We start from the raw sequence: 20,141 nt of genomic DNA, 5'->3' as shown, positions 1-20,141 counted from the left end.
GTGGACCGAGCGTCAGGACCCGACCGGGCGCTCACGAGCGAGAAGGACACACGATGAGGGACGCAGTGATCGTCGAGGCCGTCCGCACTCCCCTGGGCCGAGGCAAGGCGACGGGTGTGCTGCACGACGTACACCCCGTGGACCTGATGGCCCACAGCCTCCGCGAGGTGGTCCGGCGCAGCGGTGTCGACGCGAGCCTGATCGACGACGTCATCGGCGGCGTGGTCAGTACGGTCGGCGAGCAGGGCGCGAACGTGACCCGCCGCGCGGTGCTGGCGGCCGGGTACCCCGAGTCGGTACCCGCCACCACGGTCGACCGGCAGTGCGGCAGCAGTCAGCAGGCGGTCCACTTCGCGGCACAGGGAGTGATCTCGGGCGCGTACGACATCGTCGTCGCGACCGGGGTGGAATCCATGAGCCGGGTGCCGATGGGCTCGAGCATGCTCGGGACCACGGACCCGAGCGGAATCGCCTTCGCCGAGCGCTACCCCGAGGGTCTGGTACCGCAGGGCATCAGTGCCGAACTGATCGCCGCGCGCTGGGGCATCTCCCGCACACAGATGGACGAGTTCGCGCTCGCCAGCCATGCCAAGGCGGCGGAGGCCGCCAAGAACGGACTGTTCGACGCCGAGATCAGCCCCGTGGGCGACGTTCGCACCGACGAGGGCATCCGGGTCGGCAGCACACTGGAGACCATGGCGGGTCTGCGGTCCGCCTACTACGACGAGGCGATGGCCCGCAGGTTCCCCCAGATCGGATGGAACGTCACGGCGGGCAACGCGAGCCAGGTCACCGACGGCAGCGCCGCGCTGCTGATCACGACGAGCGAACGTGCCGGACAACTCGGACTCACACCGCTCGCCCGGATCCACAGCGTCGCGGTCGCCGGCGACGACCCTCTCTACATGTTGACCGCGGTCGTCCCCGCGACCCGCAAGGTCCTCGACCGCGCGGGACTGACGATCGGCGACATCGACCTGTTCGAGGTGAACGAGGCGTTCGCCTCGGTCGTGCTGGCCTGGGAGAAGGAGACCGGCGCCGATCCGAGCAGGGTCAACGTCAACGGCGGCGCCATCGCGCTCGGCCATCCGCTCGGCGCCAGCGGCGCCCGGCTGATGACCACACTGGTTCATGCACTGGGCGATCGCGGCGGCCGGTTCGGTCTCCAGACCATGTGTGAGGCAGGCGGTTTGGCGAACGCAACCATCATCGAACGCCTGTGAGCCCAAGCTCCGCGGGCGGGGTCACCCCCGTCCGCGGAGCCACCGCGGCGGCCGACTCCGGCCGTCACCCGATGAGAGGAAACCATGAACATCGAAGGACGCACCGTGCTCGTGACGGGCGCGACCGGAGGCCTCGGCCGGGAATTCGTCGGCCAGTTCCTCGCCCGCGGGGCGCGCCGCGTGTACGCCGCGGCGCGGCGCGATCACGACTGGCACGACGATCGGATCGTCCCCATCCACCTCGACGTCACCGACCCCGCGTCGGTCCGGTCGGCCGCCGCCGCGGCACCGGACGTGGACGTGATCGTGAACAACGCCGGGATCACCGGCGCCCCCTCGCTTCTCGCCTCACCGATCGACGAGATCCGGAACACGTTCGAGACCAACGTGTTCGGGCCGCTCGAGTTGGTTCGTGCCCTCGCCCCAACTCTTGCGCGGAACGGAGGAGGAGCGGTGATCGACCTGCACTCGATCCTGAGCTGGCTGGCCACGCCCGGGGCCTACAGCCCGTCCAAGGCCGCCTTCTGGGGACTGACGAACGCGCTGCGGCTCGAGCTCGAGGGACAGGGGACCCAGGTGCTCGGCGCCCACCTCGCCTACACCGACACACCGATGATCGCGCACCTCGACGTTCCGAAATCGGACCCGGCCGTCATCGTCTCCCGCATCCTCGACGCCCTCGAGGACGGGGCGGAGGAGGCGATCGCCGACGACGTGACGGCGGGACTGCGGGCGGTGCTCGCGACCGCGACCACCGGACGGATCCCGAGCCACGCCTGAGCGGCCGCGCCACCGGTGCGTGATCTCACCCCGGTCGGGGTGAGATCACGCACCGCGCGTCAGCGCCGGTGGTCCAGCGCCCGAACGGCGCGGTCGCCGATCGACTGCAGGATCTGCACGACGACCACGAGCACGACGACCGCGACGAGCAGCACCGGAGTGTTGAAGCGCTGGTAGCCGTAGACGATCGCGAAGTCGCCGAGGCCGCCGCCGCCGATCACACCGGCCATCGCCGAGTACCCGACGAGCAGCACCACGGTCAGGGTCGCGCCGGCGATCAGCGCCGACAGCGATTCCGGCAGCAGCACCTTGCGCACGATCTGCCCGTTGGTCGCGCCCATCACCTGGGCGGCCTCCACCCGTCCGACCGGGACCTCGCGCAGCGCCGCCTCGACGACGCGCGCGTAGAACGGAATCGCGCCGATCGTCAGCGGCACGATCGCGGCGGTGGGGCCGATCGCGGTGCCGACGATCAGACGCGTGGTACCGATCAGGGCGATCATCAGGATCAGGAACGGCAGCGAGCGGAACACGTTGACGACGGCGCCGAGCACCGAGTTGACCGCGCGCTGCGGCCACAGACCGCCCGGCGACGTCACGTGCAGCACCACACCGAGCACGATGCCGCCGATCACGGTGAGCACGAACGAGATCGACACCATGTACAGGGTCTCGAGGGTCGCATCCCACACCTCCGGCAACGAATCCTGCCAGGACAGCTTGTTCATGCGGTCAACCCCTCGATCCCGCTCTCGGCACCCCACGCGAGGGTGACGTTGGGCTGCGCGTCGACGAACGCCTCGACGTCCGCGCGGTCCACTTCCGGCCCGAACCGCAGCCGCAGCCGGCCGACGGTGACGCCGGCGACCGGTTCGACCCGGCCGCCGACGACGGCGATGTCGGCGTCGAGTTTGCGGATCAGCTGCGCCAGCCACGGGCCGTGGGCGTCGTCGCCGATGGTGGTCACCAGCGCGGTGTCGGCGCCCTCGCCCGCCGACAGGTCGTCGCCGACCGGCAGGATCGCCGCGCCCAGCGCCGACTCGGGGTCGGCGACCAGGTCGAGGATCTTCCCGGACTCGGCGATCCGGCCGTCCTCGAGCCGCGCCGCGGAGGTGCAGATGCGGCGCAGCACGCCGAGCTCGTGGGTGATGAGCACGACCGTGACGCCGATCGTGCGGTTCAGTTCCGCGAGCAGGTCGAGCACCTGGTCGGTGGTCTCGGGGTCGAGCGCGCTGGTGGCCTCGTCGCACAGCAGCACGTCGGGCTCGGACGCGAGCGCGCGGGCGATGCCCACCCGCTGCTGCTGCCCGCCGGACAGCTGCGACGGGAACGACTGCTCCCTGCCCGCGAGGCCGACCAGCTCGATGAGCTCGTCGGCGCGGGCCCGGCGCTGCGCGCGGTCGAGCCCGGCCAGTTCGAGCGGGAACTCGATGTTCGCGCGCACGGTCCTCGAGTGCAGCAGGTTGAACTGCTGGAACACGGTGCCGATGCGGCGGCGCGCCTGCCGCTGACCGGCCCCGGTGAGCCGGGACAGGTCGTCACCGCGCAGCACGATGCGACCGCTGGTGGGCCGTTCCAGGAGGTTCAGGCACCGCAGCAGCGTCGACTTGCCCGCACCGGACGGCCCGACGATGCCGAAGATCTCGCCTTCGCCGATCTCCAGGTCGATCCCGCGCAAGGCCGAGACCTCCCCCGCGCCACCGGCGGCGGGGAAGGTCTTGACCAGGTTCTCGACGGTGATCATCAGTTCGCGGGGTGGACCGGGACGACGGAACCGGAGTAGTTCTCCTCGATCCAGGTGGCGGTCTCCGGCGAGACGAGGGCCTCGGCGAGTGCCTTCACACCGGGATCGTTCTCGTCGGCGGCGCGGACCACGAGCAGGTTCGCGAACGGGTTGCCCTCGACCTTCTCCGAGAGCAGCGCGTCCTTCGCCGGGGTCAGGCCCGCCTCGATCGCGTAGTTGGAGTTGATGACCGCGGCGGTGATCTGCGGGTCGCCGAGGTTGCGAGCGATCTGGGAGCGTTCGATCTCGACGAACTTCAGGTTCTTCGGGTTGGCCTTGATGTTCGCCTGGGTGACGACGGACAGGTCTGCGTCGGCGAACGGCTTGTCCATCTGGATCAGGCCTGCGGACTCGAGCAGGTAGAGGCCACGCGCGAAGTTGGTGGTGTCCTTGGGCAGGGCGATGGTCGACCCGTCGGCCAGCTGGTCGACGGCGGTGATCTTCTCCGAGTACAGGCCCATCGGCTCGAGGTGGACGTCGGCGACGGAGACGAGGTCGCTCACACCCTTCTGCTTCTGCCAGTCCGCCAGGTACGGGGCGTGCTGGAAGTAGTTGGCCTGAACGTCGCCCGCGACGAGCAGTTCGTTGGGGTCGATCTCGCCGGTGACCGGCTTGATGTCGAGCTTGACGTCGCCGAGGACGCCCGAGTCGGCGATGTGCTCGAGGATCTCCACGTGCGGCGTGCTGGAGGCGGAGACCACCAGGGTCTCGGCGTCACCACCCGACGAGCAGGCGGCCAGGCCCGCGGCGAGCAGGGCGGCTGCGGAGAGAACAGCGGTGCGGCGCAAGAACATTGAGGGATACCTTCCGGGTGGGTGGTGACGGGTCAGCCGCGCAGGGCGGGCAGGTCGAGCAGGTCGCGGTGGTACCGCTCGGTGACGTTCGGATGCGCGCGCAGGCGCGACTTGAGGGCGTTGAGGCCGTACCGGGCGTGCAGGGTGCCGCCGTGCTGGTCCGGCCCGACACCGGCCGCCTCGGCCGCGAGCTCCGGCGAGAGCGGCACGGCCGGGAGGGCCTGGTCGTAGCCGGGATTGAGGAAGAACGGCAGCGAGACGCGGTCGGTGCCCGCGGCAGGCGGCAGCACCCGGTGCACGGTGGCCTTGAGGTAGCCGCCGGTGGCGACCTCGAGCAGCTCGCCGATGTTGACGAGGAAGTGCCCGGGGATCGGGTCGACGTCGAGCCAGGCGGTCCCGCCGTCCGGGGTGCCGGTCTCCACCTGGAATCCGCCGCTGGTGGGTTCGGGGTACAGCAGGGTCAGGGCTCCGACGTCCTTGTGGCTGCCGACGCCCTGGTCGGTGACCGAGCCGTCGTGGCCGGGATACCGGGCGATCTTCAGCAGCGGATCGGGGTCGGCGAACGCGGCGTCGAAGAAGTCCGCCGGGGCGCCGAGCGAGACGGCCCAGCCCCGGATCAGCCGCAGGCCCGCGTCCTGGGCCTGCGTCATCCACTCCAGCGCCAGGTCACGCAGCTGCGGAACCCGGGTCGGCCACAGGTTCGGTCCGTGCAGCACGTCCCACGGGCGGGCGGGGTCGATCGGGTCCACCGCGGCGCGCTCGGGTCCGATGTCGAGCTGCTCGCGCCAGTCGATGTAGCCCTGGGTACGCTCGCCGCCGATCCGGGTGTAACCGCGGAACTGCGGCGAGTTGCTGTTCTCGATCTCCAGCTTGTCCGCCTCGGGCAGCGCGAAGAACTCACGGGCCGACGCGATCAAGGTCGTCGGTGAGATGCTGACCGATGCCGTGACCGGTCAGGTAGAAGAAGCCGATCTCGTGCGTGACCTGGCGGAGCGCGTCGACGTCGAGGTTCTCCAGATCGATGATCGGGAGCGTTCGGGCGGACATGGACTGGTCCTTTCCCCACGGGCACCGGGCAAATGACTGCGCTGCGACGAATCGGTGCCCGGTGGGAATTTCACGCGGGAAGATGGCGGCACGGTCACTCGATGTGACGGCGCGCGGGATCTCGTCTCAGCGGCGGTGCATTCGACAACAACCGCCACGCATCAGCGTCGTGGTGACAGTTGCTGCATGGCCGCGCATCGTGGTCCTTCCCGGACGAGATCGTTACCGCCGCGTAGAAGTCGGCGTGACTGCAGGCTAACGCGCAAGCGGTTGAGAGTTCAAATCACGCGTATACGCGCGGCGACGAGCGGTGACATCCGCGAGACGAGCGGTCAGAGCCGCCCGGACAACCGCTCGAGCCGGTCCAGGCTCGCCCCGTCCAAGCCGACGATCCGCACGGACTTCCCGCGCGCGGCGTACTTGTGCGAGACCGCGTCGAGGGTGGCAACGGTGGACGCGTCCCACACGTCGGCCTCGGACAGGTCGATCACCACCGAGTCGGGGTCGCCGGCGTAGTCGAACCGGTGCACGAGGTCGTTGCTCGACGCCCAGAACAGTTCGCCCGACACGCGGTACGTCCGCTCGCCCTCGCCGTCGGCGACATCGATGTCCGTCAGGTGCGCCACCCGGCGCGCGAAGGCGACCATCGCGGTCAGCACGCCGAGGACGACGCCGACGGCGAGGTTCTCGGTCGCGAGGGTGCCGACGACCGTCACCACCATCACCAGGGTCTCGCTGCGCGGCATCAGCCGCAGGGTACGCGGGGCGACGCTGCGCCAGTCGAAGGTGGTCACCGCGATCACCACCATCACCGCGACGAGCGCCGCCATCGGAATCGCGCCGACGACGTCGCCTGCGGTCACGCAGAGCACCAGCAGGAACGCCCCCGCCAGGAAGGTGGAGATGCGGGTGCGGGCCCGGCCCTCCTTCACGTTGACCATGGTCTGGCCGATCATCGCGCACCCGCCCATACCGCCGAAGAGCGCGCCGGCCATGTTCGCCACACCCTGCCCCCAGGACTCGCGGGTCTTGTCCGAGGGCGTGTCGGTGATGTCGTCGACGAGTTTCGCGGTGAGCAGCGACTCCAGCAACCCGACCAGGGCGAGGCCGAGGGCGAACGGCGCGACGATCGTCAGCGTGTCCCACGTCCAGGGCACGTTCGGGATCATCCACGTCGGCAGTCCCGACGGGAGCTCACCCTGGTCGGAGACCTCGGGCACATCCATGTGAAACAGGGCGACGACCCCGGTCAGGACGACGATCGCGATCAGTGGCGCCGGCACCGCCTTCGTCAGCTTCGGGATGAACACCACCATCGCGATCCCCGCGGCGACGAGCGGATACACCAGCCACGGCACGTCGAACAGGTGCCGCAGCTGGGCACTGAAGATGAGGATCGCGAGAGCGTTGACGAAGCCGATCATCACCGACCGCGGAATGAAACGCACCAGCCGCGCGAGACCGGCGACGGCGAACAGGATCTGCAGCCCGCCGGCCAGCCACACCGCCGCGATCAGGTAGTCGATGCCGTGCGACGCGACGAGTGGCGCCACCACGAGCGCGGTGGCGCCTGCGGCCGCCGAGACCATCGCGGGCCTGCCGCCGACGAACGCGATCGTCATCGCCATGACGCACGAGGTGTACAGCGCCACCTTGGGATCCACACCCGCGATCACCGCGAACGAGATCACCTCGGGAATCAGGGCCAGCGCCGTCACGAGCCCGGCGAGGGCCTCCGTGGTCAGCCGCCGCGGCGAACGCAGGGCCGAGCGGACGGAGGTGACACGGGAGGGGGCGGAGACGCTGTCGAGCACCGGCAGAGTCTAGTGCGCTGCGCGTTCACCCGCGGTTCACGGCCGGCGGGTGAGTGCCGGACGGCTGGCGCAGGCGCCCCGACGTGTTTCCCGGGGACGCCGGGAACGGTCGCTACGACTTCTCGAAGTAGGCGACGATGGAGTTGATCAAACCCTCGCGAGCATCGTCGAGGTCTCCGTACGTACCCAATGTGCGTTCGGAGGCGAGTCCTCGCATGGCCGCCGGGAGCAGGGCCGCGATCTGACGGATCCGCACCCTGTCGATGCCGAGACCGGCGAAGGCCCGTTCGCACGCCTGATCCCAGCTCGGCCTCCATGACGCGAGCTCCGCCGCGGTGAGCGGATACGCGCGTTCGAGTTCGGCGGTGTCCCGGGGCAGGGCGGCCCGGAGATTCTCGATGGCAAGCGATTCCGGGGAACGCAGACCGACATACATGGCATCGATCAGCGCGGCGACTCGCTCGCGCACAGGTCCATCGGGTTTTGCGCTCGCGGGGAGGTCACCGCGCTGCTCGGCGGTGTGCCTCAGCACCGCAGCCCACAGGCCGTCGATGTCGCCGAACTGGTACTTCACCACACCCCAGGTCGCGCCGATGTCCCGCGCGATGCGGTTTCCCGACACCGCGGCGGGGTCGCCGCTGGCCAGCGACGAGATCGCCGCCTTGATCATGCTCTCGCGCGTGGCCGCCCCGCGTTTGTTCACGCGGCGACCCGGTGCGGCTGCTACCTCCGACATCGGCTCATGGTAACGCGCTCCCAAAGATTTCAAAGAACCCTCTTGTATTGTTTCACAGAGGGTTCTACCCTTCTGCGTGTCGTCGGTCGCGGACCGCTCTCGAAGCCCCGGCGGCAATTCGGCTCACGACCCCGCGATGGTGGAGGAGTTCTCGTATGGCGCACACGCCGTTGTCGATGGAGCCCACCGGCTGGTTCCAGGTCGCCTGGTCGGCCGAGATCCGAGTCGGTGATGTGCGCAAGATGAAGTACTTCGGCCGGGAGATGGTCGCGTGGCGATCGGCATCGGGCACCGTTGCCGTGTTCGACGCGTACTGCGAGCACCTCGGTGCCCACCTCGGGTACGGCGGGCACGTCGAAGGCGAGAGTCTCGTGTGTCCGTTCCACGGATGGGAATGGAACCGCGAGGGCCGCAATGTGTGCATCCCGTACGAGAAGGCACCGAACAAGGGTCGCCGCATCCGCAGCTATCCGGTCGTCGAACGCAATGCGGCGGTGTGGATCTGGTACGACATCGACGGCCGGCCTCCGCACTTCGACGTCCCCGACATGTTCGAGGCCTTCGGGGACGACAAGACGGCCGCGGACTACCACCAGCCCTTCCCCGCCGCCACATTGTTCCGCGAGCAGCTGGAGATTCACCCGCAGTACATCATGGAGAACGGGGTGGATTTCGCGCACTTCAAGTTCGTCCACAAGACGCCGTTCATGCCGGAATTCACCCGCCACGACTTCTCCGGCCCCGTCTCCTACGTCGATTTCACCATCGCCTTCGACGAAGGCGCGACCCTCGAAGAGGCCACCAGCGGTGTGGAATCCATCAATGCGGGGCTCGGCTGCTCGATCACCAAGAGCTGGGGAATGGTCGACAATCGCACCATGCCGGCGGTGACACCGGTCGACGAGCACACCTCCGACGTGCGTTTCACCGTCTGGATCGGACGCAGGCCCGGTGAAGACGGCCCCGAGATCACCGAGTACGGCAAGACGATGGCCAATTTCGTCATCGAACAGTTCGAGGCCGACATTCACATCTGGGCGCACCAGCGCTACTCCGACCCACCGGCCCTGTCGCAGAAAGAATTCAAGGGATTCAAGGCGCTTCGCGAATGGGCGGCGCAGTTCTATCCCGACAGCGAGCACCGTCTTCAGTTCCACAACCCGACAGAAAGGCATCAGCAGCGATGAGCACCGTCGACAAGATTCGCGTGTTCCAGGTCGCCACCGGAAACCTGGGCACGGAGATGATCGGCCGCATCCAGAACCACCCGGATCTCCAACTGGTCGGCCTGCACTGCTACTCGCCGAACAAGATCGGCCGCGACGCCGGGGAGATCGTCGGTCTCGATCCGATCGGAGTCATCGCCACCGGCACGGTCGAGGAAATCATCGCGGCACACCCGGACGTACTCACCTTCCACGGAGTGTTCCCCGACGAGGCCCTGTACGAGAAGGTCCTCGAAGCCGGGATCAACATTGTCACCACCGCCGACTGGATCACCGGCCACCACCGCGACACCAACCATCCCCACCCGTCGGGCAGGAAGGTCAGCGAGGTCATTTCCGCGGCCTGCGAACGCGGCAACGCCACCTTCTACGGGACGGGAATGAACCCCGGACTGTGCCAGATCCTCGGCCTCGTCCACTCCGCCGACGTCGCCGACATCGAGAATGTCACCGTCATCGAATCGGTCGACGTGTCCTGCCACCACTCGGTCGACACCTGGAAGGCCGTCGGCTACGGCCGGCCGGTCGACGACCCGACCATTCCGGACTCGCTCCACAAGTACACCGCTGTGTTCGCCGACTCGGTCCACTTGATGGCCGATGCGTTCGGGCTCGTTCTCGACGAGGTCAAGTTCAGTTACGAGCTCGGCGCATGCACCAAGGACGTCGACCTGGGTTGGTATCACCTGCCCAAGGGGTCGCTCGGCGCCAACTACATCAAGTACCAGGGCATCGTCGACGGTGTCTCACGCGTCGAGACGCACCTGGAGTGGCAGATGACCCCGCACACCGATCCGGCATGGAACATCAAGGGCTGCTACATCACCCAGATCACAGGCGACCCGAACGTCTACAGCAGGCACATGATCTACCCGCGAAAAGGCTTCGACATGTCCAACCCGGAGAACTTCGCCTCCATCGGCATGACCGTCACAGGCCTTCCGGCCCTGAACTCGATCCGATCGGTGGTCGACGCACCTGCCGGAATCATCACCAGCGCCGATCTCCCGCTCCGCGCGTTCGCCGGCCGATTCAAGCTCTGAGCGCGGCGGTGCAGCCCACGGTTCGGCACCGGGTCCGGGCGGCCACCGTGGAGGCATGTGACATGTGAGCCCGCCGGCCGGACTCCACGAGGGGCCTCACCACATGCTGGTGCGCAGGGAGATCTCCGTGGCGAATGCGGCAGCCCCGGCATCCGGCACCGAGTCGACACCGTCCAGTTCGACCACCCGGAAGTCCGAGCGGCAGCGCCGGCCACTGGCGTCGGCATCGGGCCGCCCGCCGGGACCGCCGACGACGACCGTGGAGGGAATCTCCACCGCCGGGCAGTCCGCACCCGCGACCGCTGGATGGGGACTGTCGGCGACAACGAGGCTCTTGAATCTGCCGAAGGTGCGGGCGGCGGCCTCCCAGGCGAGGGTCGCACCCTCGCGGTTGCCTGCGAGGTTGACGTACGTCAGTCCGAGCCCGTCGAGAAGGGCCAGCACGCCCGCAACGTCGAGACCGTCGATCGAGTCCGGCACCACGGTGCGCAGATCGGATCCGTGCAGGCGCTCGCAGACCGCGTCGAACACCGAACCGTCCTCGCCCGCGCCCGGCAACAGCAGGACCACGTGGGCACTCTCGGGACCGTCCACCCGGACGCTGTAGACGACGTCCCCGACCGACACTTCCGTCAACTCCATGGCACCGGACGCTACACGGCGGCGACCGCACCGCCCGCACGATCACACTCCGACCGAGGGATCCGCCATTTCGAGGGCCTTGACGGTGTAGACCCGGTAGCCACGGTGCGGGCGATAGCCGTGGACCTCCGGGGTGTCGAGGCTGCGGATGAACGAGAGGATCTGCCTGCTGAACACCTGCCCAGGGACCAGCACGGGGAAGCCCGGCGGATACGGGGTGACGAAGGTCGCCGAGACCACCGACCTGCCGGCCTCGATCGCATCCTCCACCTCGTCGTCGGTGAGGTACTCGCAGAGCGCGTCGTCGTAGGCGAGGAAGAAGGCCCGCCGCACGTCACCGTCGGGAGTCGTTGCGCCACCGTTCTTCTCCAGGAAGCTCGGATGGAACCCGCTGAAGTCCGGCAGCGGCGCCGACGGGTTGGTCAGCCTGGCCACGGCCGCCTCGTGGTAGCCGCGCTCGGTGATGCTCATGTCGGCGAGGCGGTCGTCGAGTTCGTGCGCGAACTTGACCAGCACCTCGACGAGGTAGGCGACCGAACTGCGGGTGGTGCCGATGTTGGTCATGAACAGGACCGTGTTGCGGGACGTCTTGTTGATCTGCACGCCGTAGCGGTCCATCAGCTCGGCCCGCTTGAAGGTGTCCCCGTCGACACCCGTCGGCCCGATGTAGAGGGTGACCCGCGAGGGGTCCAACACGAACTCGTCGCTGCGCCAGGCGGTCACCATCTCGCGCAGGCCCCCCCGCAACGGCTGGGAGAGACCCGAGGGCCGGAACTCCTCGGGAATCATCTCGCCCGTCGACAGGCAGTGCATGTACCTGCTCAGCAGCGGATGGTGGTCGACCGCGTCACGCAACTGCATCGCGTTCTCGACCTGCTTCTGAACCAGCTCTGCACCCTCCAGGTCGGCCTGCCTCCGGCCGATGTCGAGGGAGGCGAGGATCTGGTAGTTGGGCGAGGTGGAGGTGTGGGCCATGTACGCCTCGTGGAAGGTCTCCTCCACCTTCTGGTCGAATTCCTGGTCGAACACGTGGATCATCGAGCCCTGTCGCAACGAGGTCAGCGTCTTGTGCGTCGACTGGGTGGCGTAGACCCGCACCCTGGCGCGTGCCGGGTCGGGCATCAGGCGCCGTTCGAGCAGCTCCTCGTCGGAGGCGCCCCGCACCTGCTCGGCGTGCGCGTCGTAGGCCGCCCTGGATGCGGGGTCGCGCAACCGTTCGCGCACCGCCTGCGCCGCATGCATCGCGGTGCGGGTGCGGTAGACCGGATGGAACCGGGCGAAGGCGAACCACGCCTCGTCCCACAGGAACACCAGGTCCGGCTTGATCGCCAGGCATTCCTCCATCACCCGCTCGACGTCGTAGATGATCCCGTCGAAGGTGCAGTTGGTCAGCATCAACAGCTTGACCCGGTCCAGTTTCCCGGCCGCGCGGAGCGCCAGCAGCCTGGACTTGATCTCCCTCAGCGGCACCGCACCGTACATCGAGTACTGACTCAGCGGGTATGCGTCCAGATACGTCACCTGCGCGCCGGCGAGCATCAAACCGTAGTGATGGGACTGGTGGCAGTTGCGGTCGACCAACACGATGTCGCCCGGCGCGATGAGGGCCTGGACGACGATCTTGTTGGCCGTCGACGTGCCGTTGGTGACGAAGTACGTCTGGCGCGACCCGAACGTCTTCGCCGCCAGCCGCTGCGAATCACGCAGCGGCCCGATCGGCTCGAGCAACGAGTCCAGTCCACCGCACGTGGCCGAGGTCTCGGCCAGGAACACATCCAACCCGTAGAAGTCCACCATGTCGGAGATCCAGTGCGAGTTGACGATCGATTTGCCCTGCGAGATCGGCAGCGCGTGGAAGACCCCGGTCGGGCGGTGACTGTATTCGCGCAGTGCACTGAAGAACGGGGTCCGATACCGGGCCGCGACGCCCTCGAGCAGACTCAGGTGCAGGTCGAGCGAGCCCTCCCCCGCATGGAACACCCGCCGGAAGTACCGGCCGAGCCGGCCCGCGGTGTCCTCGACCGCGATCTCGGTCATCAGGTACAGGTCGAGCTCCGGACGGGTGTCGGCGAGCTCCCCGGCCAGGATCCGGGTCCGTTCGTCCGGCGGCTGCCCGGCCAGCTTCTCCGCCACACCGGAGTAGATGAAGTCCGACAGGGCGGTCAGATCCTGCTGCGACCGGTGGCCGAATCGACGCCGGATCACGCACGCCTGCAGATTCACGTTCAGCCGCGCCGCGATGACGGCGTCGTCGCCACTGCCGACGATGACCAGTTCGTAGATGAACTCGTCGTCCGGTCGCCGCCAGGCCCGCAGCTCCCGGCGCAGGGCGAGTTCCTGTGCCTCCGTCATCCTTTCGACCACGAGCACCTCGAAGTAGTGACGCTCCGGTCGGTCCGCACCCGGCTCCTCGCTGCGCGCGGAGTCGGCGTCGAGTGCCTCGTGCTCACCGTCGGCAAGGGACGCCGGTACGCCGCTCCGGTACGAGCCGGTGACCAGCGCCCGGTTGATCCGCGCAACGGTCCGGGCGAGCTTGTCGTATCCTCCGCCCGCGAACTGTCGCTGGATGCGGGCGAAACTCTGCGATCCCGGATAGGCCCAGTACCGCTCGAACGGCCGCATCTGGCCGAGCAGCCCCTCGACGCGCTCGATCAGCTCGTCGAGCGGCGCGCCGCGTGCGGCCAGACCCGCCAGGTGCGCGCTGGCCGCCTCCAGCCGGCACCACGCGTCCGCGCGGAACTGCCACACACTGTTGTAGGCCCGTGGGTTCACTTCTTCCGTTGCAGCCATCACAGCCTCCACCGATTCGATCACGACCGGCATCCGAGGCCCGTCGACGGAAGTGCCGTCGCGGCGAACACTCTCAGCCTGCTCCCCGACCCGTGCCCAGGCAAGGGAGCCAGGGGTTGCCCTCCACGCGAACCGCTTCTATGGTTCATTACATGAGTAATGAACCAGTGAGCCTGGGGGGGAGGTCGGTCCCGTGATCGACGACGGCCGGCCACTGTTCCAACAGATCGCCGAGCAGATCGAGGGCGAGATCATCGACGGCTCGCTGCCCGAGGAGACCCAGGTCCCCTCGACCAACGAACTGGCGGCATTCCACCGGATCAATCCGGCGACCGCCGCGAAGGGCCTCAACCAGCTCGTCACCGAGGGGATCCTCTACAAGAAACGGGGAATTGGAATGTTCGTCAGTCCAGGGGCGCGCGAAGCGCTCCGCTTCCGGAGGCGAGAAGCGTTCGCGCGCCAGTACATCGAGCCCCTCGTCGCCGAGGCCGATCGGCTGGGCATTCCGCTCGACGAACTCAAGTCCATGCTCGACACGAGGGAGGTGGCCCGATGACCCGGAGCCTGACCGTCACCCGGATCGCCGACCGGAAGTCGACCGGGCGCGACGTCGTCGCCTCGATGCGAGAGGTCGACAAGCGCTACGGGGACGTCGCCGCACTCACGGACATCTCGTTCGACATCGAGCGTGACAAGATCTACGGCCTGCTCGGACGCAACGGAGCAGGCAAGACGACAATCATGTCGATCCTGACCGGACAGAGCCTCCAGACCTCCGGCGAGGTCTCGGTCTTCGGCGCCAACCCGTTCGAGAACGCGGGCGTGCTGCACAGCATCAGCTTCATCAAGGAGAGCCAGACCTACCCGGACGACCTCCGGGTCGGGCACGTCCTCTCCGCCGCCGGACACCTGATGGAGCGGTGGGACCGCGGCTTCGCCGAGCTGCTGCTCGACGACTTCCAACTTCCGCTGTGCCGCATGGTCAAGAAGCTCTCCCGTGGCATGAAATCCGCCCTCGGGGTGATCATCGGCCTCGCGTCACGAGCACCGCTCACGCTGTTCGACGAGCCGTACCTCGGCCTCGACGCCGTCGCCCGGCATCTGTTCTACGACCGCCTGCTCGCGGACTACGCCGAGCACCCCCGCACGATCGTGCTGTCCACCCATCTCATCGACGAGGTGGCGAACCTGCTCGAGCACGTCATCCTCGTGGACCGGGGTCGGATCATTCTCGACGAGGATGCCGAGACGCTGCGCCGCCGGGCGGTGATGGTGTCCGGCCCCACCGAGGCGGTCGACGCATTCACCGCGAAAGGCACCGTCCTGCACCAGGAATCGCTCGGTTCTCAGACGCGAGCCACTGTCCAGGTCACCGCGGACGAGGCCGACCGGGCCCGACTGATCGCCGCCGGCGCAACGATCGAACCGGCATCACTCCAGGAACTCGTCATCCGAACCACCACGCAGGAGTCGACGTCATGACCGCAGCCACCCTGACCGCCACGGCGGACGCACACGCCACCCGACCATCCCGGATCGGATCGGTGCTCCGCCTGCACACCGTCGCCTGGCCGCTGCTGATCGCATGGCCCGTCGGGATCCTCACGGTGTCCTTCGCGATCAGCTGGACGATCTACTTCCTGGTCGGAAACGAGGAAGGTGAGGGTTTCACCGGCAGCGTCACGGCCCTGCTCGGGTTCATGATCGCGTTCTACGTCCAGGCCCTGACCCAGACCTTCCCGTTCGCTCTGGGACTGAGCGTCACCCGCCGCGAGTTCTACGGCGCGACGGTCCTGATGGCGCTCGGACAGTCGGCTGTGTTCGCGGTCGCGGTACAGGTGCTGTCCGCAATCGAGAGCGCCACCAACGGGTGGGGCGTGTACATGCGGATGTTCGGGATCGCACGCTACTTCACGGACAATCCGCTCGTGCAGCTGCTTTCGCTGTTCGCGATCATGTTGCTGACCGCGGGGATCGCGGTACTCGCCGGCGCGATCTACCAGCGATGGCGCACAACCGGACTGCTCGCGGCGATCGTCGGGGCCGTGGGCGCACTCGGACTGGCAGCGATCGTGATCACCTGGGCACGCTGGTGGCCCGCAATCGGCTCGTGGTTCGTGGACATGCCGCGAGTGGTTCCGATGGTGGTGCTGCCACTGGTCCTCGCACTGCTCGCCCTCGCGAGTGGATGGGTGGCGCTGCGCCGCACGACGGTGTGACCCGAGCTCAGGCGTCGGCCGCCGACCCGAGCCCGCTCGTGATCGTCGGAAGGTCCCGCGGCGCTCCGCTTTCGATCAGCGCGAGCACCGCATCGACGTCGACATTGCGCTCGACCAGGTCGGCGAGCAGGTCGAGCTGCGAATCCCGCTCGGCGGCAACCGAGGTGTCGGGGGCGACGGCGAACTCGCGTCCGGTCGCCGCGGCGATCCGGGTGAGCAGGGCCCGCCGGTACTCGTCCGACTCGAGCAGTCCGTGCCAGTGCGTGCCGAACACCGACCCGCGCACGCTGCCCTCCGGGGTCCCGTCGTCGTGACGGAGCAGCGGGGCGTCGCCTGTGCGGGTCACCCGACCATGGTGGATCTCGTAACCGGACACCACGATCCCCTCCGCGGTCCCGGTCGCCTGTCGCAGCACCTTGTCGGCGGCGAACTCGATGTCGAGGTCGAGCAGGCCGAGCCCGTCGACGGTTCCCGTGCCGGACTCGACCGTGTCGACGATCCTCCGGCCGAGCATCTGGTAGCCGCCGCAGATTCCGAGAATCGGCAGGCCCGCTGCGGCCCGGTCACCGAGGGCGTCCGCGATCCCCGACGACCGCAGCCACGCCAGATCCGACACCGTGGACTTGCTGCCCGGCACCACCACCAGGTCGACGTCGGCGAGCCGGGACGGTTCGCTCACCCAGTGCACCGACACGCCCGGCTCGCAGGCCAGTGCCTCGACGTCGGTGGCGTTGGACACCCGAGGCAGCCGGATCGCGGCCACCCGCAACCAGTCCCGGCCCCGCGGCGGCGCGGGCCGGCCGACCGGTGCGTCGGCGACCGTGGACAGCGAATCCTCGGCGTCGATCCACAGTCCCTCGGCGAACGGGACCACGCCGAGGGCGGGACGGCCGGTCAGCGATTCCAGTTGGCGCAGGCCCGGTTCGAGCAGAGCGACGTCCCCGCGGAACTTGTTGATGACGAAGCCTGCGATCAGCGCCTGGTCGTCGGGGTCGAGAACGGCGACGGTGCCGAACAGGTGGGCCAGCACTCCCCCGCGGTCGATGTCACCGACGACGAGCACCGGAAGGTCCGCGGCGCGGGCCAGACCCATGTTCGCCAGGTCGGTGGCGCGCAGGTTGATCTCGGCGGGCGACCCGGCACCCTCGCAGATCACCACGTCGAATTCGGCTCGCAGCGAGGCGAGTTCGTCGGCGACCACCCCGCGCAGCCACTGCCGGTGCGCCATGTAGTCGCGGGCACCGACCGAGGTGACGGCCTTTCCGCGCACCACGAGCTGCGAGGTGCGGTCGCTGCCCGGCTTGAGCAGCACCGGGTTGAACCGGACACTCGGCTCGAGCCCGCAGGCCCGCGCCTGCAGCGCCTGCGCCCGCCCGATCTCCCCACCGTCCAGGGTGACAACGGAATTGTTGGACATGTTCTGCGCCTTGAACGGCGCCACCGAGAGGCCGCGACGGGCCAGCAGCCGGCACAGCCCGGCCACGAGGACGCTCTTCCCGGCGTCGGAGGTGGTTCCGGCAACGAGCAGCGCACCGCTCACGGGAGCGTGAGAATCTCGGTGCCCGTTTCGGTGACGACGATGGTGTGCTCGAACTGCGCGGTCCACTTGCGGTCCTTGGTGACGACGGTCCAGTTGTCGTCCCAGATCTCGTAGTCGACGGTGCCGAGGTTGATCATCGGCTCGATGGTGAACACCATGCCCGGCTCGATGACGGTGTCCACGTTCGGCTGGTCGTAGTGCAGGATCACCAGCCCGTTGTGGAAGGTCTCGCCGATGCCGTGCCCGGTGAAGTCGCGGACGACGCCGTAGCCGAATCGGTTGGCGTAGGACTCGATGACCCGGCCGATGACATTGAGCTCACGGCCCGGCTTGACCGCCTTGATGCCGCGCATGGTCGCCTCGCGGGTGCGTTCGACGAGCAGGCGGTTCTCCTCGGAGACGTCACCGGCGAGGAAGGTCGCATTGGTGTCGCCGTGCACGCCGTCGATGTAGGCGGTGACGTCGATGTTGACGATGTCACCGTCCTGGATGACCGTCGAGTCCGGGATACCGTGGCAGATCACCTCGTTCAGCGAGGTGCAGCAGGACTTCGGAAAGTCCTTGTAGCCCAGCGTCGACGGGTAGGCGCCGTGGTCGATCATGTACTCGTGGGCGATCCGGTCGAGCTCGTCGGTGGTCACGCCCGGCGCCACCGCCTTGCCTGCCTCCTGCAGGGCTTGCGCGGCGATCCGGCCTGCGAGCCGCATCTTCTCGATGGTCTCGGGCGTCTGCACCCACGGCTCGTTGCCCTCGTTGACGGTGGGCTTCCAGGCGTACTCGGGTCGCTCGATCTTCGCGGGCACGGCCAGGGTTGGCGAAACGGTTCCGGAGACGAGGGGTGCGCGCACAGACATGGCGTCAAGGCTACGCGCCGCACCGGCGCCCGAACGGACGAGCCCGGCGGACGTCCACGAAGAGACGTCCGCCGGGCTCGAGTGTGCGGCGTGCCGGTCAGCTCTGCGCCGACACCAATTCCTCCTCGGGCGCGACAGCCGGTGCAATCTCCGCCCGCCGTGCCGCAGGGATGCTGGCAGCGACAGCGGCGGCGACGAGCGCGACGCCACAGCCGATCAGCAGTCCGGTCCGGAACCCGTTCTCGGTGGGCAGCGTGTAGTCGCCGACCTGGACGCTCATCTGGGCGAGGACGAGACCGACGACCGCGGCGGCGATCGAGGTACCCAGGGCCCGCGAGAGCGTGTTGAACGCCATGGCTGCCGCGGTCTCCGAGTGCGGCACCGAGGTCATGATCAGGGCGGGCATCGCACCGTAGGCGAAGCCGGTGCCGGCGCCACAGATGGCGGCGACGATCATCAGACCCCAGGCCGAGCCCATCAGCAGCATCGACGAGGCGTAGCCGAGCGCGATGATCAGGGCACCGACGACCAAGGTGATCTTCGGCCCGCGAGCCGAGGAGAGCTTGCCTCCGATGGGTGCCACGAGCATCATGACGACGCCACCGGGGATCATCCACAGACCCATGACCAGCATCGACTGCCCGAGCCCGTAGCCGGTGGACTCCGGCAGCTGCAGCAGCTGCGGAAGGATCAGCGACTGCGCGTACATCGCGAAGCCGACCACCAGGCCGGCGATGTTGGTGAGCAGCACCCGCGGGCGGGCGGTGGTGCGCAGGTCGACCAGCGGATCGGTGGTGCGCAGCTCCCACCAGCCCCACGCGAGCAGAACGACGAGCGCGGCGGCGAACAATCCGAGGACGGTGCCGCTGGTCCAACCCCAGACTGCACCCTTCGAGACAGGCAGCAACAGGCAGACCAGACCGACACCGAGGCCGATGGCACCGACGGGGTCGAACTTGCCCGCGTCGGAGTCGACCGGGGTGGCGGGCACGAACTTCCAGATCAGGGCGAAGATCGCGACGCTGAGGGCGGCAGCGCCCCAGAACAGCACCCGCCAGCTGGTGTTCTGCGCGACGGCTGCGGCGAGCGGCAGGCCGAGTGCGCCGCCGATGCCCATCGACGCGCTCATCATCGCGATCGACGAGTTGAGCCGCTCCGCCGGGATCAGGTCACGCATGGCGCTGATGCCGATCGGGATCAGGCCCATGCCGACGCCCTGCAGTGCACGGCCGGCGATCATCGGCAGCACCGAGGTGGCGAGTGCGCAGACGATCGAACCGGCGATCAGCGGCACGGCGCAGATCAGCAGCATGCGGCGCTTGCCGTAGATGTCGCCGAGGCGACCGGTGATCGGCACGCAGACGGCGCTGGCGACGAGCGTTGCGGTGATGATCCACGACGCGTTGGACGCGGTGGTGTTCAACAGGTGCGGCAGGTCGGCGATCAGCGGGACGACGAGCGTCTGCATGAGTGCGGCGACGATGCCGGCGAATGCCAGAACGCCAACGAGCGCGTTGGGGTTCACGGCGGTTTTCTGCCCTCCCAAGGGACGACTCCTCACTACTTCACTATCGAGAATGTGGTGCAGAGACCTTTGTGGCCGGCACGGACTGTGCCCAGTGCACATTAATTGCATAGTACACATAATTT

General features: G+C 68.2%; 17 protein-coding genes and 1 pseudogene. 7 read left to right on the top strand and 11 right to left on the bottom strand.

Translation table 11 applies throughout. The features are described from left to right. The first annotated feature begins 53 nt into the window (after nt 1–53). Nucleotides 54–1,223, top strand: coding sequence for an acetyl-CoA C-acyltransferase (locus tag ACWDUM_RS14295; RefSeq protein ID WP_450134465.1), 1,170 nt, complete (start codon nt 54–56; stop codon nt 1,221–1,223). Nucleotides 1,224–1,307: 84 nt separating this feature from the next. Further along, the gene (locus ACWDUM_RS14290; protein WP_450134464.1) at nt 1,308–2,003 is read left to right on the top strand and encodes an SDR family oxidoreductase; all 696 of its coding nucleotides are present in this window, start codon (nt 1,308–1,310) and stop codon (nt 2,001–2,003) included. A 59-nt stretch (nt 2,004–2,062) separates the two neighbouring features. Here the strand turns inward: ACWDUM_RS14290 and ACWDUM_RS14285 are convergent, their stop codons facing one another. The 6 genes and pseudogenes from ACWDUM_RS14285 to ACWDUM_RS14260 form a co-directional block, all read right to left on the bottom strand. Continuing rightward, a complete protein-coding gene (locus tag ACWDUM_RS14285) occupies nt 2,063–2,731 on the bottom strand; it encodes a methionine ABC transporter permease (protein ID WP_450116927.1) in 669 nt (222 codons plus the stop codon). Next, entirely contained in the window at nt 2,728–3,747 is a 1,020-nt protein-coding gene (locus ACWDUM_RS14280; protein WP_450134463.1) for a methionine ABC transporter ATP-binding protein, read from the bottom strand. The genes ACWDUM_RS14285 and ACWDUM_RS14280 overlap by 4 nt, the downstream gene beginning before the upstream one ends. Then, on the bottom strand, nt 3,747–4,580 hold the full coding sequence (locus ACWDUM_RS14275; RefSeq protein ID WP_450116929.1) for a MetQ/NlpA family ABC transporter substrate-binding protein: 834 nt from the start codon (nt 4,578–4,580) through the stop codon (nt 3,747–3,749). The genes ACWDUM_RS14280 and ACWDUM_RS14275 overlap by 1 nt, the downstream gene beginning before the upstream one ends. A 32-nt stretch (nt 4,581–4,612) precedes the next feature. Next, nucleotides 4,613–5,627: pseudogene (locus ACWDUM_RS14270) on the bottom strand (isopenicillin N synthase family dioxygenase). Between the two features lie 332 nt (nt 5,628–5,959). Further along, nucleotides 5,960–7,441 carry a SulP family inorganic anion transporter gene (locus ACWDUM_RS14265; protein ID WP_450134462.1) on the bottom strand — a complete coding sequence of 494 codons (1,482 nt, stop codon included), beginning with the start codon at nt 7,439–7,441 and terminating at the stop codon, nt 5,960–5,962. A gap of 112 nt (nt 7,442–7,553) precedes the next feature. Continuing rightward, complete coding sequence (locus ACWDUM_RS14260) at nt 7,554–8,177, bottom strand: TetR/AcrR family transcriptional regulator (RefSeq protein WP_450134461.1); 624 nt, start codon at nt 8,175–8,177, stop codon at nt 7,554–7,556. 155 nt (nt 8,178–8,332) lie between these two features. On the opposite strand from ACWDUM_RS14260, the gene ACWDUM_RS14255 reads away from it, so the two are divergent. Both ACWDUM_RS14255 and ACWDUM_RS14250 read left to right on the top strand, forming a co-directional pair. Next, the gene (locus ACWDUM_RS14255; protein WP_450134460.1) at nt 8,333–9,364 is read left to right on the top strand and encodes a Rieske 2Fe-2S domain-containing protein; all 1,032 of its coding nucleotides are present in this window, start codon (nt 8,333–8,335) and stop codon (nt 9,362–9,364) included. After that, a complete protein-coding gene (locus tag ACWDUM_RS14250; protein WP_450134459.1) occupies nt 9,361–10,446 on the top strand; it encodes an NAD(P)H-dependent amine dehydrogenase family protein in 1,086 nt (361 codons plus the stop codon). The genes ACWDUM_RS14255 and ACWDUM_RS14250 overlap by 4 nt, the downstream gene beginning before the upstream one ends. A 96-nt stretch (nt 10,447–10,542) precedes the next feature. Here ACWDUM_RS14250 and ACWDUM_RS14245 read toward each other — a convergent pair whose 3' ends face one another. Both ACWDUM_RS14245 and ACWDUM_RS14240 read right to left on the bottom strand, forming a co-directional pair. After that, the gene (locus ACWDUM_RS14245) at nt 10,543–11,088 is read right to left on the bottom strand and encodes an alpha/beta fold hydrolase (RefSeq protein ID WP_450134458.1); all 546 of its coding nucleotides are present in this window, start codon (nt 11,086–11,088) and stop codon (nt 10,543–10,545) included. Nucleotides 11,089–11,130: 42 nt separating this feature from the next. After that, complete coding sequence (locus ACWDUM_RS14240; RefSeq protein WP_450134457.1) at nt 11,131–13,878, bottom strand: aminotransferase class I/II-fold pyridoxal phosphate-dependent enzyme; 2,748 nt, start codon at nt 13,876–13,878, stop codon at nt 11,131–11,133. A gap of 193 nt (nt 13,879–14,071) precedes the next feature. On the opposite strand from ACWDUM_RS14240, the gene ACWDUM_RS14235 reads away from it, so the two are divergent. The 3 genes from ACWDUM_RS14235 to ACWDUM_RS14225 are packed head-to-tail and all read left to right on the top strand — an operon-like array spanning nt 14,072 to nt 16,097. Continuing rightward, nucleotides 14,072–14,434 (top strand): GntR family transcriptional regulator, encoded by a 363-nt coding sequence (locus tag ACWDUM_RS14235; protein ID WP_450134456.1) that lies wholly within the window; start codon nt 14,072–14,074, stop codon nt 14,432–14,434. Then, entirely contained in the window at nt 14,431–15,360 is a 930-nt protein-coding gene (locus tag ACWDUM_RS14230) for an ABC transporter ATP-binding protein (protein ID WP_450134455.1), read from the top strand. Before ACWDUM_RS14235 ends, ACWDUM_RS14230 begins: the two co-directional genes overlap by 4 nt. After that, the gene (locus ACWDUM_RS14225; RefSeq protein WP_450134454.1) at nt 15,357–16,097 is read left to right on the top strand and encodes an ABC transporter permease; all 741 of its coding nucleotides are present in this window, start codon (nt 15,357–15,359) and stop codon (nt 16,095–16,097) included. Before ACWDUM_RS14230 ends, ACWDUM_RS14225 begins: the two co-directional genes overlap by 4 nt. Nucleotides 16,098–16,104: 7 nt before the next feature. Here the strand turns inward: ACWDUM_RS14225 and ACWDUM_RS14220 are convergent, their stop codons facing one another. The 3 genes from ACWDUM_RS14220 to ACWDUM_RS14210 form a co-directional block, all read right to left on the bottom strand. Next, complete coding sequence (locus ACWDUM_RS14220; protein WP_450134453.1) at nt 16,105–17,637, bottom strand: cobyric acid synthase; 1,533 nt, start codon at nt 17,635–17,637, stop codon at nt 16,105–16,107. Continuing rightward, complete coding sequence (gene map, locus ACWDUM_RS14215) at nt 17,634–18,491, bottom strand: type I methionyl aminopeptidase (RefSeq protein WP_450134452.1); 858 nt, start codon at nt 18,489–18,491, stop codon at nt 17,634–17,636. The genes ACWDUM_RS14220 and map overlap by 4 nt, the downstream gene beginning before the upstream one ends. Nucleotides 18,492–18,588: 97 nt before the next feature. Beyond that, nucleotides 18,589–20,037, bottom strand: a complete 1,449-nt coding sequence (locus ACWDUM_RS14210; protein WP_450134451.1) for an MFS transporter — start codon at nt 20,035–20,037, stop codon at nt 18,589–18,591. Nucleotides 20,038–20,141: the final 104 nt, after the last annotated feature.

The organism is Rhodococcus sp. NPDC003322, from assembly GCF_053589555.1.
This window is presented reverse-complemented; position numbering and strand designations above follow the sequence as displayed.